This window comes from Phyllobacterium sp. 1468 (assembly GCF_031455525.1).
Taxonomy (GTDB): domain Bacteria; phylum Pseudomonadota; class Alphaproteobacteria; order Rhizobiales; family Rhizobiaceae; genus Phyllobacterium.
In genome coordinates this window covers 120,756-133,657 of the sequence record NZ_JAVDSX010000011.1, presented here as the reverse complement: position 1 = coordinate 133,657, position 12,902 = coordinate 120,756, and the positions used below count along the sequence as shown (strand labels likewise).

Here is a 12,902-nt window from a genome sequence, read left to right as displayed (position 1 = left end):
GAAAATGGTCGGAGCGCCAGTACACGAGCTTGGCGAGGTGCCGGTAGCATCCCGTCCGGCCGCTGCGACTTCTGCCTCCGCGGCGAGTTTTGTCTCGCATAGTCGGCGGCGGCAGCAGCGGCCTCTATCCGTCGCGCTCAATCCGAGATGGCCATCAAATTCTACAAGGCGCGGCAGGGTTTCGGTCAAGGGGTTATGCCGTGCGGGGCGCGACGTTGATCAAGGCGCACTCATTTAACAAGTTGAACAAGCTCAGCATCTTCAAAGGTGTTACTCCCATCCGACGTTGCTCAAAATAATGTCTGAAATGAAATGATGGTCAAAAAAATCGTATCATCAAACGTTGAGCAAGTTCGATCAGAGGCATTGCCAACGCCCGCCGCGACGAATGGCTTGCAGTTTCTCCGCCGCGTCCAAGCGCTCAAGAAGGTCCGCGAACCGATCGTTTTGCGATGGTGGGTGATAAGCATCCTCGATGTGACCCTGAAAGCCTTCGTGCCGCGCAACCTCCCGCATCCCCTCGGCAGTGTAGCGCTGATCTCTGGATTTGTTCACATGATTGTCCTCCGGTAGACACAACCTCCCGTTGCGACAAACGTTCCCATTGATGTCCACCAAATGACGATTGACTTTCGCCAAACTTTTGACAGAAAATAATCGACGTCACCTTGAAGATACAACGCGCTTTCGCCTACACCGGGGGATCGGGCATTGTTCACCAAAATCAAAAATCTCGCCTATTCGCCCGAAGACTGGGACACGATGCAGACCGCGCATCTGATGGCGTCGGCTATGCTTGGACGCGATCCAACAAGCCATGAGAACGCCGAGCGACTTGCCCGCACCGTGATGAAACTATTTGACCATGGAATGCGCGACGCGAAAGAGATCGCGATGGAGGCCGTCGACCAAGAAACACAAGTTTCTGACATTGCAGCTACGCGAGCTAGCTGGCCCAATTAGCAAAAATGCAAGTCTTGAATTGGCTGTTCAACGACCTGAATGAACACAGACCCAATGCAGGCTTGTAGAGCGTGACATTAGTATGGTGCTTGTGGTCATGATTTGCATTTTGGAACCCGGCCTGCCTTGGTTTTTATTCCGCATCAATACCATCCGGGCTCAAGGGCATTTGGAAGGTAAATCGTGTTTCGTCGGTAACGATGCGACCACCAACGTACCTCCGTGCGCCTTGGCGATCTCCCATGCGATGTGCAGCCCAAGCCCAAGTCCTTGCTGACTGTCGCGAACTTCGCCGGGGAAAAAGGCTGGAACAGTCGGCTCATTGCCTCCGGGGAAATGACGTCGCCGCCATTGCCAAGGCTGATTTCCAGCTTGCCACTACCAGTTCTCGCGAAAAATGGATTGGTCGATCCACTGCGCCGCGTGTCAACGCATTGCCCAAAAGATTTGACGCCAGTTGACCAATGCGGCCTCGGTCACAATAAACCTCATGGGTAATGTCAAAACCTGTTTCGACGACTCTGCCGGGCGATCCCACGCGAAGTTCGTCCGCAACCTGCTGCAGGACGGGCTCGAGCGGCTCGCGCGCATCGAGTTGTAAGGCAATTCCGCCATCCAGCCGTCCTCGCGCGAAGTCGAGCACATTGTCGATGAGCCCGACATGCGCGCAACGCTGCCTTGCATCAGCGCGACGATCTTTTGCGCCCTGACGCTCAACTCTTCTTGCGTGAGCATACGGGTGCCGCCGTCTATGGAGGCGAGGGGATTGCGAAGGTCGTGCCCAAGCACGGCAATGAACTGTTCCCGCAATTCTGCAATCGCCTGCTCCTGGGTAAGGCCTGCCTCCGCAAGCATTTTCGCGGCGAGCGCATTTCCTCTTTTCCGCTTCGGTGCCGTGCGCTGATCAACCAATTCTCGTTCGTAGCGGCGGCGATGGGCAGCCTGGAATATGGTGATGCGTGTGAACAGCAAATTGCCGCGTCGTCACGTCGTTCCATGCATTGGCAAGCACCGGTAATTTCTTGCCGTCCTTGGTGACAAAATCGAGCGCGACCTCGTTAAAAAAGCCCTGCATCCGCAATAATGGCGAAAAGTGCGTTTCGTAGAACATTCGCCCAGCAATGGTCAAAAGCTCATGCAGCTTCTTTCCAATCAGCTCCGGTTGCGAGAATCCGGTCCAACTCGACAACGTGGCGTTTGATTTGACGATCCGCCCGTCGGGCCGGAGGGACAGATACCCGCACGGAGCATTTTCGTAGAGGTTCTCAAGGTCCTCGGCCGGACAAAGGCCTTGATTGCCGAAACCACTTGGTCCGGCGCACTCAAATTGGGACAATGACCCGTCGCGTTCAATATAACCATCTCGCTATTCGGAATGTTCCGCCTAACGTATTCCCCGACCTGTTCGGATGCAATGATATCCTCCCGGTATTGGAGAATCGGGGTTCGCGCGGTAACCCTGCCAAGGTCGTCGCGATTGGGACGCCTGGAGGTCGCCAAGACGTTTGTTGTCCATGGGATCGAACACATTCTGTTCGGCTACGACCGTCTGCTGTTTGTTTTGGCTTTGATGCTCATCGCGCGAAACTGGCGAGCACTCCTTCTGACGGTCACGGCGTTTACTGCGGCCCATTCGATTACACTCACGCTGGCGACGCTTGGTTTGTCAATGTGCCGGGGCCGCCTGTCGAAGCGGCGATCGCTTTCAGCATTCTGCTGCTTGCCTGCGAAATTATCCGCATCCACAACGGCCATACGAGTTTGACAGCGCAACGTCCAAGGTTGGTCGCCTTTGGCTTTGCCGGCGCGCTAGCCAATCTCGCTTTGCCTGCAGGCGACATTCCACTGGCTCTGCTGTTCTTCAATATCGCAGCAGTCATAGGTTTGGTTGGATGCGCGGGCTTGTTGAAGTTTCCGCCAAGGGTTGGACATACGCCTTTCTGACGGCTACGTATGCGTTCGGCACGATGGCATCCTTCTGGTTCGTCGAGCGCGTGGCAGCGTTTTGACTGGGCATGAGCGCTGCGGCCGAAGTCAATTCACGGCACGCTCGGTCCTTTTTGTCGCCAAGTTAAAGCTGCAGACCAAATTGGCTCGTTAACCTTTAATCGCTTGACGACTCACGCAGACTCAGTTGAATTTACGCTTTAATCTCAGAAATTGGATTTAGAGCGTGTATGTTGTCTCCAGCTGAAAAAGATCAGAGTCACCGGACCGGTAAGAACGTGCGCTCGCTGACGCGTCTGGTTGAGGCGGATGCCGACCTGCTCAGCGCCCAATTGCAAGAGCTGCGCTCGCGCGCTTTTCCGCCGACGGCCGAAAAGGAACTGCGCAAATTCACATCCGGCGAGGCCGCCAAGCTCATCGGCATCACAGACGCTTATATAAGGCATTTGTCGCTAGCGGGTGAGGGTCCGGAGGCGGAAAAGACGTCCGGCGGACGAAGGCTATATTCGCTTGAGCAAGTTCATGAAATCCGCCGCTACCTGGCCAAGTCGAAGAAAAGCTATCTGCCACTTCGCCAAGGTAATGAACACATGCAGATCATTGCCGTCACCAATTTCAAAGGCGGTTCCGGCAAGACCACGACAGCCGCTCATGTCGCTCAGTACTTTGCCATGCGCGGCTATCGCACGCTGGCGATCGATCTCGATCCGCAAGCCTCCTTGTCGGCACTGTTCGGAATCCAGCCTGAATTCGATCTGGAAGACAATGACACGATCTATGGTGCGATCCGCTATGACGATCCACGGCCCCTCGCTGACATCATCCGCAAGACCTACTTTCATGGACTCGATATCATTCCGGGTAATCTCGAACTGCAGGAGTTCGAGCACGACACGCCGCGAATCCTTGCCGAAAAACGCCGCGGTGCTGAGCGGCTGTTTTTCTCGCGCATTGCGGCCGCGCTGGCGACTGTCGATGACCGGTACGATGTTGTCGTGCTCGACTGCCCCCCATCACTGGGTTTCCTGACGCTATCGGCGTTATGTGCGGCCCGCAGCGTTCTGGTCACTATCCATCCGCAAATGCTCGACGTAGCATCCATGTCGCAGTTTTTGCACATGACAGCTGGATTGCTCGATGTGGTGGAACAGGCCGGTGGGGACGCGGACTATGATTTCTTCCGCTATGTCATTACCCGCTATGAGCCGAGCGATGGTCCTCAAGGACAGATCGTCGGCTTGATGAAGAGCCTGTTCGGCGAGCGCGTGCTGACCAACGCCTTGCTGAAGTCTACGGCCATTTCCGATGCTGGGCTGACCAAGCAGACCCTGTACGAAGTCGGCCGCGAATATTTCACCCGCGCCACCTATGACCGAGCCATCGAAGCTCTTGATGCGGTCAACCTGGAAATTGAGGACCTGGTGCGCGAAGCATGGGGCCGGTCGCCATGAATAAACGCAGAGATGCCTTAAAAGCCATGATGACGCCGATCAACGAAGCGGCGCAGAACGAGCACCGATTGGCGAAGCCGGCGCAGAAGTCCGGTTCGCTGAAAGCCATGGGTCTGTCGCTGCAAAGTCTTTCGGACGATGCCGAGGATGCACAGGCTTTGCGTGCCCAACTCCAGTCCGGGGAATACGTTGTCGATATCGAGCCAGATCGGATTGATGCCTCGTTCATTCGTGATCGCCTTGATGATCTCGACACGCTGGATTTCGAAGAACTGAAGGCAAGTATCAAGGAGCACGGTCAGCAGGTTCCGATCCTGGTCCGGCCCAGCCCGCAAGACGATAATCGATATCAGGTCGCTTACGGCCATCGCCGCCTTGCTGCATTGCAGGCTCTCGGCCGCCCGGTGAAAGCGGTCGTGCGCGATCTTTCCGATGAGGATCTGATCGTTGCCCAGGGCAAGGAAAATCTTGAGCGCAAAGACCTCTCCTTCATCGAGCGGGCTTTGTTCGCCGCCCGGCTCGAGGCACATGGCATTGAACGGCATGCGCTGATGGCGGCACTGTCGGTTCACAAAGGTAATTTGTCGACTATGATCGCAGTGGCGAACTCGCTGCCACTGGATTTGATCCAGGCGGTCGGTGCTGCGCCAAAGGTCGGCCGGCCACGCTGGGAGCAGCTGTCGCAGCTGCTTCAGGAGACACCCGTATACTGGAAGGAGCGGGTGGATATGCAGCGCTTCATGCGGCTCGATAGCGATGCGCGATTTGCCCTGCTCCTGAAAAGCCTGACGCCGAGGAGGAAGTCCGGTCCCTATATCTACCCGCTGAAATCCAGCGAAGGTGTGTCCTTTGCGAGGATCGAGCAGAACGATGGCAAGACGAAAGTGATAGTTGACGAGGCTACAACGCCAGAGTTCGGCCACTATCTGATCACGCATTTGCCGGAGATCTACGCTGCGTATCTTCGCAGCGAGAAGAGTGAACCGCGTATAACACAACTCTAACTGGAGAGAGATCAGAAAAGAAAAGGCCCCCGAAACAAGTCCCGGAAGCCCTCTCAAAGTCTAAGCAGCCTGAGAATCGCATTTCCGAGAATCACTGTCAAGCACTAAGCGTCGTTTCGGCGAGCAGATTTCTTTTGCCTGATTGAGGGTGAAAGCTATGAACAGGGAAATGACAACGACGCCCTTTGGGCGGCGGCCGATGTCGCATGCCATGCTGGAAGCACAGGCTGCGGCGCGCGATTGTCCGGTTACGCAAGTCGCAGACAAGTGGAAATTGTTCCGTACGATTACCGAGGCGCGTCCGTCTCTCGGTGTGTCTGATCGTTCGTTGGCGGTGCTGCATGCACTGCTGAGCTTCCACAAGCTGGCGGAACTCGACACCGAAAGCAATCTCGTTGTCTTTCCGTCCAACCGCGAACTTTCGATACGTGCCCACGGTATGGCGCCGGTAACATTGCGCCGGCATCTGGCGGCCTTGGTTGAGGCCGGCCTCATCATCCGCCGCGACAGCCCCAACGGTAAACGCTACGTGCGCCGTGACCAGGAAGGCGACGTCAAAACGGCTTTCGGGTTTGATCTGACGCCGTTGGTGGCACGGGCGGGGGAGCTTGAACAACTCGCTGCCGCTATCCGCGCGGAAGACCTGGTAAAACGCCTGTTGCGGGAACGTATCAGTCTGCACCGTCGCGACATTGCCAAGATGATTGTTTTTGCCGAGGAGCAGGAACTGGATGGGCCTTGGAGCGCCATCAGTGAGCGCTTTATCCCGCTGGCCCGACCACTGTTGCGTGGCTTTGACCGTGACGGACTCGGTGCGCTGGCCGCAGCGCTTGATGATTTACGGCTGGATGTCGAGAAGTCATTGGAAAATCAGCTTAATTGTAGAAAATCAAACGCCAGTGACGTTCAAAATGAACGGCACATACAGAATCAAAATCCCGACTCTCCATTTGAATTTGAACCCGGCTTTAGAAAAGACCAGGGGGCAAATACCGAAGCTAGCTGGAACGATGACAGCGAACCGGCAAGCAGCGCAGACTGCGATGGCAAGATGGCGAACCATCCAATACATGCCCGCAACAAAATACCGCCAAAAGCCTTTCCACTCGGCTTGATCCTGAAGGCTTGTCCGGACATTGTCGATTATGCCTTGCGAGGTATCGAGAGCTGGCCGGACCTTGTGCAGACGGCCAATTTGGTTCGGGTGACACTCGGGATAAGCCCTGACGCGTGGAACCAGGCGGTCGAAACCTTTGGTGCCAATGAAGCGGCAATTGTCGTGGCTGCGATCCTGCAGAAGGGCGAAGCCATCACGAGTCCTGGCGGCTATCTCCGATCGCTTACCGACAAGGCCCGCATCGGTTCCTTCTCCTCGGGTCCCTTGCTAATGGGCTTGTTGAAAGCAAACCAGAAGCAGCATCAGGCGAGGGCAGGGTGAAAACACTATGGTTGACAAAAGCTTGATGGACCCCTCGGCATGCCATGCATCGACCTCGCGTCGATCCGGTGCTAAGCCCGCATGGTCTGCAAAGAATCACGGGTATAGAATTTTATGAGTCGTCTCGATAGCTTCATCCGCCGCATGACGGCCCAGCGCGATGTTCTCAATCATATTGGTGAAAGGGTGAGGGAGTTGGATGGGCCGGTTCTCGAGCTCGGCCTTGGCAACGGTCGCACCTTCGATCACTTGCGTGCCCACTTTCCGGGGCGCAGGATCATCGCTTTCGACAGGGCTGTCGGTTCTCATAAGACGTCGACGCCGGAACCGGAAAACCTGATCGTCGGCGAGATACGTGAGACGGCGAAGCAGTTCGCAGGTATCAACGCCGCACTTGTTCATGTGGATATTGGGACCGGCTATGAGGAGAAGGATGCAATAACTTTAACATGGCTGCCGCAATTGGCGGTAGCGCTGCTTGCCTCGAATGGCATCGTAGCCAGCGGGCTTGAACTCGACCATCCGCAGCTTGAAAGCCTGCCGCTGCCACACAACGTCAAAAAAGGGCGCTACTTTCTATATCGTCGCGTTGAATAGGAGGATGTCGAACTGTTTTTCGTTGATGGGAATCTGCCTGACCTTCGCCGGTGTACTGTCATCCCCACGGAAAATCAGGCAATCCTCGTAGAATCCTGTAAGAAATTGAACGAAGGCGGCAGATTGGACCGGTCCGTAAAATGTGGGCGAAAATTCCATGTAAAGTGGAATCTTGCGGGCAAGCAGAGCTTGCATCGAATGGCAGGCAAGGGGCTCGTATCCCTCGATATCCATCCAAATCAGACCGACATCCTCGGGATTTGTTCCGGCTTCCGCAAGGATTGAACCGACTGGCTTGACAGGAACGACGATCTTGCGATCGGATGTATCCTGCCGGGTGGCGCTGCTCTTGCCATGATTGCTCTGATGTTGAAAGAAATCGATCTCGCCTTGGTTCTCTCCAGCGGCGCAATTAAACAGAATCACACGATGTTCTAGCCCGTTCTGCGTGACATTGGTGCGAAGTAAATCGAAATTGCGCGGATCCGGTTCGACACTGACGATGCGGGCGAAATGCCCGCTCAGGGCAAAATAGATGGTTTGGGTGCCGATATTTCCGCCAAGCTCAAGCAGCGTGGTGCCTTCGCGCAGCAGACGGCGCTCCTTTAAGATACCAAGCAGCCGGTCCACATGCTCGCGCTCGAAGTGGCCCTTCCGGAAAATCTTCTTGCCGATATAATCGCCGGGCGAAAAACTCATGACGTGATCGCCACAATCGAGTGTCATCGTTTGAACGCGGGGGCCAAGTGAGTTGATCAACAAATTCCGACCGTAGCGCGTGTCGAAAAGCCTGGACGCCAGATTATTTCTGGCTTTTCGGAGATGACGGCGGATTGATTTGGTGTCCAGCATTGGTTGAGCCCTACCCAACATCACTCCTAGCTCAATCTTGAGACATGTAAAGCCCGGACACGTTTTGGTGAGCTGCCAGGATCAGACAAATCTTGCAGTCAATTCCTGGGGAATGATGTAAACGCGCAGTGGTTCGGCCCGGCCGCGAATAGAGATTTCCTGGCTTTCGAGATCGGCGGCGTCGGAACCCGCCAACTGGATCGTTGGTTCCGACACGACCAGCGTGGAGTCCAGCTCCTTGGCGATGGCTTCCAGTCGGCTGGCCACGTTGACCGTATCTCCGATGGCGGTGAGGTTCTTCACATTGCCATAACCCATCGCACCCACAATGGCTGGACCGCTATGGATGCCGATCGCAACGCGAAGCGGCATGGAAAGTTCGGTGGACAATTCATCATTGAGCCGTTCTATTTCGCTGACGATCTTGGCAGCTGCTTTGAGCGCGTTACGGCAGGCGTCCTCCAGAGAACCTCTCAAGCCGAAGAGTGCCATCGCGCCATCGCCGATGAATTTGTCGAGACGTCCCCCAGCGCGCTCAACAGCCTGACCGACAATGGCAAAATAGCGATTGAGCAGGAAAACTATATCATAAGGAAGTTGTGCCTCGGTGAGCATGGTGAAGCTGCGGATGTCGCAGAAGAGAATGACGATTTCCTGTTCGCGTCCAGGATTGGTTTGTTGGCTGCCTACGGGAAGCGTGCCTTCCGTGGTCGGCACAAGCAGCGGAACGACGCTAATGTCGTTTAGCGGCCGCAACTGGCAGGCAAGGCGCACGCCGGGATCAGCGTTGATACGGTTCAATGTTGTCAGTTCGGTGGATTCGGGTTTCGGTAGTGATGCCAAACCCTCGACGACCTGGACACGGCAGGTCGAGCAGCGGCCCTTACCGCCGCAGACCGCATAATGCGGAATCCCACCGAGCCTACTCGCTTCAAGCACACTGAAGCCGCGCGGAACGTTGACGATTTGCCCCTCCGGATAACGGATTTCGATCTGGTCAGTCCGTTCGCGCCAGCTGCGGCGTGCGCGCATGGCAAAAACAGTCAGCAACGTGCTCGCAAATCCGCCATAGAGTGCGTATTTCGTCATCTGCACCCGTTCCTTGCGAACTTCGGTCGTTGCAAAGGAATATTCGGCGTCATCGCCCTTCAAACCACCGTAGCCGGTGCTAGTCCCCGGGACGTACCCGCTGCTGGATTGCGGTGGCTCGCTAGCGAGTATGCGTCCCGTACTGGCAAATCCGAGCAGAGCCAGGACCGGCAAGAGAATGGCAAAGGTCAAAAGGAAGGGGGCGACTTTGTAGTACCACGGGCGATAGCGCAGCCAGAAATGGACTCCTATACAACCATGCGTCCAGACCACGACAAGGGCAATCGATTGGCGCAACCCGCTCATCGGTGAGTTGATCCATAGCGAGCGGATGACAAACGCATAGACGTCCTGCGTGCCCATGATTTGGGAGCTGATGCGTGTTGCAATCACGTGTTCAATGATCAATAGAGGGATAAGAATGCCGAGAATGATTTGTAGCGCCTCCCGAAATGGCATGACGAGCGTGCGGCGCCGATACAGTGAACGCATGACAAGTGCGATGTGAACGAGAACCGAACCATAAAGAAGGACGGTGCCGACCGGATTGCGCCAGATGGCGGTGAACCACAGCCGACCTTTTTCCGCAGCATCCAGAGAGATCAGGTTCAGAGCGTGATTGGCAAGATGCAACGTCACGAAGACCAGTAAGACCAGTCCCGAAATCAATCGTGCCCTGCGCAGGGATCGCTCGGACAAAAGGGGCACTGTATCGATTGATGTCATGAATACCCGGGCTATTTTCAGTCGAATCAATTTAAGCGACGAATGGTGATTTGGCGAGAAGATCAATGCCGCCGCAAAAATGGCGAGATGAAGCCGCGCTTGCAATTATTGGCGGAACATTTGAGAACTTGTTCATATACTTAGTTTGAAGCACAAAGAGATAATGCATATCGCCTTCTACGCCCCGCTGAAATCACCCAATCATCCGGTGCCATCCGGCGATCGGCAGATGGCAAGATTGCTTGTGGCAGCGCTTGAGCTGGCGGGCTACGATGTCGACGTGATATCGGAGCTGCGCAGCTTTACGGCAACGCCCGAAGCAGCCGGACGTGAACGCGTTGCGGAACTGGCGAAACAGGAGATCGAGCGATTGTCGCGGCAATGGCGGCGCGAGGGAAAGCCTGATCTATGGTTCTGCTATCATCCTTACTATAAAGCGCCTGACCTGATCGGCCCGCCGTTAAGCGCTGCGCTAAACATTCCCTACGTAACCGCCGAAGCGTCCTATTCGAAGCGGCGAGATGCTGGCGGCTGGGCCGAGCTGCAGTCCGCGGTGGTGGATGCGGTTCGGCATGCGGTGGTCAATATCTGTTTTACCGGGCGCGACGAGGTCGGACTTGCCGCACACATACCGGAGGCGCGCCTGGCGCGCCTGCAGCCCTTTATCGATACATCGGCGTTTCGTGATGAGCCCGCAACGAATGACCCGCATCGGCTGGTGACGATCGCGATGATGCGGGCGGGCGACAAGCTCGAAAGTTACCGAATGCTCGCCGAGGCATTGGCCTTGCTCGCTGAGAAGCCTTGGAAATTGATTGTTATAGGCGATGGACCGGAGCGCGTGGCAGTGAAGGCGATGTTTGCGGCGTTTGACGCCGAACGCATCGAATGGCTTGGCGAGAAACGGGCAGAGGAGGTTGTGGATCTGCTTTATCGTGGTGGCACCTTTGTCTGGCCGGGGACAGGCGAAGCCTACGGCATTGCCTATCTCGAAGCGCAGGCGGCGGGATTACCGGTCGTGGCACAGAAAACTGCGGGTGTGCCGGAGGTGGTTAACGACGGTGTGACGGGTACATTGACGACGGCTGGAGATGCAAGGACTTTTGCCGATGCCATTGTGCAGATGATTGACAATGAGGATCGCCGTCTTTCCATGGGGCGGGCGGGACGGCGTTTTGTCATGGAAGGGCGATCGCTTGAGGTTGCGTCAAAGCGGGTGGACCAGCTATTGCGGGAATGTATGGTGCATAATGATTGAGGCCGCATGGCAGCCATTGCGAGATGAACTTGCGCGCTGGACAAATGCCAATCGCATCGCCCGATTTTGGCTGCGCGACGATGATGCGGTCGAGCCGACCGCTGCGTTGGAACGACTTCTGGTATTGCGGGAAGAGTATCAAGTCCCGCTGACGCTTGCAGTAATCCCCGCATATGTGCAAGAGCAGCTTGCCCGACGATTGGCGCACGAAGCCGGTGTGAATGTCGCGGTGCATGGTTGGTCGCACAAAAATCATGCATCGGCAGATGAGAAAAAGCAGGAGCTAGGACCGCACCGATCGCTGGATGTGATGTCGGCGGAACTAGGTGGAGGGTATAGACAGCTTGAAAGGCTTTTTGCCGACCGCTTCGTACCGGTGTTGGTGCCGCCGTGGAACCGCATCGATCCGCTGCTACTGAATAAATTACCGGATCTCGGTTTTAAGGCACTATCGGTTTTCGGGCCGCCAAACGAGAAGTTCACGGCTGTCGTTCCGATCATCAACGCACATGTCGATTTGATGGACTGGCACGGAACGCGAGGCAGCAGGGATCATGGGCAATTGGTTGAAGCGATCGTCAAGGAGTTGCAGCTACGCTTCAGGAGCAACGATGAACAACCTATCGGCATCCTGACGCACCATCTTGTGCATGATGATTCGGCTTGGGACTTTTTGCGGCGATTGTTTGTAGTGGTGGCGGCAACGCCCGCTGGTCGCTGGGTTTCGCTGCGGGAATTGCTCTAAAGATCGATCACCTGAAAATCCCGCGCGACAAAGGCACCGGTAAAGCGTTCTTTTGCCAAGCGCTCGAATACGTCGAGTTCGTCGTCTGTGCGATCCGGTGCGTGATGAAACAACGCCAGCCTTCCGATCTTCGCTGCCTCCGCCAAGAGGACGCCATGTTGCCAGGTAGAGTGACCATAGCCGAACCGCCGCGGCATCTCGTCTTCTGTATAAGTGCAGTCATAGACGACGAGATCGGCGTCTTTAATGAGCTTCAGAACGACGGGGTCGAGCTTGCCGGCTTCGTGCTCAGTATCGTAGATCAACGCCAGTACGCGGCCGGCAAATTCAACTCGGTAGCCGATACAGCCGCCCGGATGATTGAGACTACCGGTGCGGATCGTGACCCCGTCGAACGGTGTCAGCACTTCGCCGGAATGGAAATCGCGAAAAGCTAGACTGGCCTTGCAGATTTCAGGCTCGACAGGAAACCATGGCGGGCGCATGAACTGCTTGACCATTTCACGCGTAGTCATGATCCCGGCTAGATGTCCGGACCAGAGCCGAACATTCATCATCGGATTGTAGAGCGGCATGAAGTAGGGAAGGCCAATGATGTGGTCGTAGTGACAATGGGTATAGAATATGTCGAGGTGGTCAACGCCTTCCAGTGACAAGGCATCACCAGCCTGCCTGATGCCTGAACCGGCGTCAAAGATCATACGATGACTACCGCATTGAACTTCGATACATGCGGTATTGCCGCCATACCGTTCGAAATCGGGACCCGACACGGAAACGCTTCCCCGCGTTCCCCAGAATTTCACCCGAAATACTTCGTCGTTCATTATGC

General features: G+C 55.8%; 15 protein-coding genes and 1 pseudogene. 9 read left to right on the top strand and 7 right to left on the bottom strand.

Translation table 11 applies throughout. The features are described from left to right. Window positions 1–357: 357 nt before the first annotated feature. The gene (locus J2X72_RS22755) at window positions 358–555 is read right to left on the bottom strand and encodes a hypothetical protein (RefSeq protein WP_210004818.1); all 198 of its coding nucleotides are present in this window, start codon (window positions 553–555) and stop codon (window positions 358–360) included. Between the two features lie 156 nt (window positions 556–711). Between J2X72_RS22755 and J2X72_RS22750 the strand changes: the two genes are divergently transcribed. Beyond that, a complete protein-coding gene (locus J2X72_RS22750) occupies window positions 712–963 on the top strand; it encodes a hypothetical protein (protein WP_210004827.1) in 252 nt (83 codons plus the stop codon). 426 nt (window positions 964–1,389) lie between these two features. On the opposite strand, the gene J2X72_RS25130 is transcribed toward J2X72_RS22750, so the two are convergent. The 3 genes and pseudogenes from J2X72_RS25130 to J2X72_RS22740 form a co-directional block, all read right to left on the bottom strand. Continuing rightward, on the bottom strand, window positions 1,390–1,875 hold the full coding sequence (locus J2X72_RS25130; protein WP_405044766.1) for a histidine kinase dimerization/phospho-acceptor domain-containing protein: 486 nt from the start codon (window positions 1,873–1,875) through the stop codon (window positions 1,390–1,392). Then, window positions 1,868–2,299 (bottom strand): PAS domain-containing protein, encoded by a 432-nt coding sequence (locus J2X72_RS25125; protein WP_405044765.1) that lies wholly within the window; start codon window positions 2,297–2,299, stop codon window positions 1,868–1,870. Before J2X72_RS25125 ends, J2X72_RS25130 begins: the two co-directional genes overlap by 8 nt. Next, window positions 2,242–2,442: pseudogene (locus tag J2X72_RS22740) on the bottom strand (alpha/beta fold hydrolase); the annotation flags it as partial. The pseudogene J2X72_RS22740 and the gene J2X72_RS25125, both read right to left, overlap by 58 nt. Here J2X72_RS22740 and J2X72_RS22735 point away from each other — a divergent pair. The 6 genes from J2X72_RS22735 (at window position 2,378) to J2X72_RS22710 (ending at window position 7,400) form a co-directional block, all read left to right on the top strand. Next, a complete protein-coding gene (locus J2X72_RS22735; RefSeq protein WP_310075683.1) occupies window positions 2,378–2,728 on the top strand; it encodes a HupE/UreJ family protein in 351 nt (116 codons plus the stop codon). The pseudogene J2X72_RS22740 and the gene J2X72_RS22735 overlap by 65 nt on opposite strands. Continuing rightward, a complete protein-coding gene (locus J2X72_RS22730) occupies window positions 2,635–2,907 on the top strand; it encodes a hypothetical protein (RefSeq protein WP_310075724.1) in 273 nt (90 codons plus the stop codon). Before J2X72_RS22735 ends, J2X72_RS22730 begins: the two co-directional genes overlap by 94 nt. A gap of 233 nt (window positions 2,908–3,140) precedes the next feature. Then, a complete protein-coding gene (repA, locus tag J2X72_RS22725; RefSeq protein ID WP_210004829.1) occupies window positions 3,141–4,361 on the top strand; it encodes a plasmid partitioning protein RepA in 1,221 nt (406 codons plus the stop codon). After that, window positions 4,358–5,365, top strand: coding sequence for a plasmid partitioning protein RepB (gene repB / locus J2X72_RS22720; RefSeq protein ID WP_210004830.1), 1,008 nt, complete (start codon window positions 4,358–4,360; stop codon window positions 5,363–5,365). Before repA ends, repB begins: the two co-directional genes overlap by 4 nt. A 157-nt stretch (window positions 5,366–5,522) precedes the next feature. Then, a complete protein-coding gene (gene repC, locus J2X72_RS22715; RefSeq protein WP_210004832.1) occupies window positions 5,523–6,803 on the top strand; it encodes a plasmid replication protein RepC in 1,281 nt (426 codons plus the stop codon). A 114-nt stretch (window positions 6,804–6,917) separates the two neighbouring features. Beyond that, window positions 6,918–7,400, top strand: a complete 483-nt coding sequence (locus J2X72_RS22710) for a class I SAM-dependent methyltransferase (protein ID WP_210004834.1) — start codon at window positions 6,918–6,920, stop codon at window positions 7,398–7,400. On the opposite strand, the gene J2X72_RS22705 is transcribed toward J2X72_RS22710, so the two are convergent. After that, complete coding sequence (locus J2X72_RS22705) at window positions 7,380–8,273, bottom strand: FkbM family methyltransferase (RefSeq protein ID WP_210004836.1); 894 nt, start codon at window positions 8,271–8,273, stop codon at window positions 7,380–7,382. The genes J2X72_RS22710 and J2X72_RS22705 overlap by 21 nt on opposite strands. A gap of 60 nt (window positions 8,274–8,333) precedes the next feature. Continuing rightward, on the bottom strand, window positions 8,334–10,067 hold the full coding sequence (locus J2X72_RS22700) for an adenylate/guanylate cyclase domain-containing protein (RefSeq protein ID WP_310075679.1): 1,734 nt from the start codon (window positions 10,065–10,067) through the stop codon (window positions 8,334–8,336). A gap of 163 nt (window positions 10,068–10,230) precedes the next feature. Here J2X72_RS22700 and J2X72_RS22695 point away from each other — a divergent pair, with 163 nt between their 5' ends. Both J2X72_RS22695 and J2X72_RS22690 read left to right on the top strand, forming a co-directional pair. After that, window positions 10,231–11,325, top strand: coding sequence for a glycosyltransferase family 4 protein (locus tag J2X72_RS22695; RefSeq protein WP_310075677.1), 1,095 nt, complete (start codon window positions 10,231–10,233; stop codon window positions 11,323–11,325). Then, a complete protein-coding gene (locus J2X72_RS22690; RefSeq protein WP_210004842.1) occupies window positions 11,318–12,070 on the top strand; it encodes a polysaccharide deacetylase family protein in 753 nt (250 codons plus the stop codon). The genes J2X72_RS22695 and J2X72_RS22690 overlap by 8 nt, the downstream gene beginning before the upstream one ends. On the opposite strand, the gene J2X72_RS22685 is transcribed toward J2X72_RS22690, so the two are convergent. Then, window positions 12,067–12,897 carry an MBL fold metallo-hydrolase gene (locus J2X72_RS22685; protein ID WP_210004844.1) on the bottom strand — a complete coding sequence of 277 codons (831 nt, stop codon included), beginning with the start codon at window positions 12,895–12,897 and terminating at the stop codon, window positions 12,067–12,069. The two genes, J2X72_RS22690 and J2X72_RS22685, sit on opposite strands and share 4 nt — an antisense overlap. Window positions 12,898–12,902: the final 5 nt, after the last annotated feature.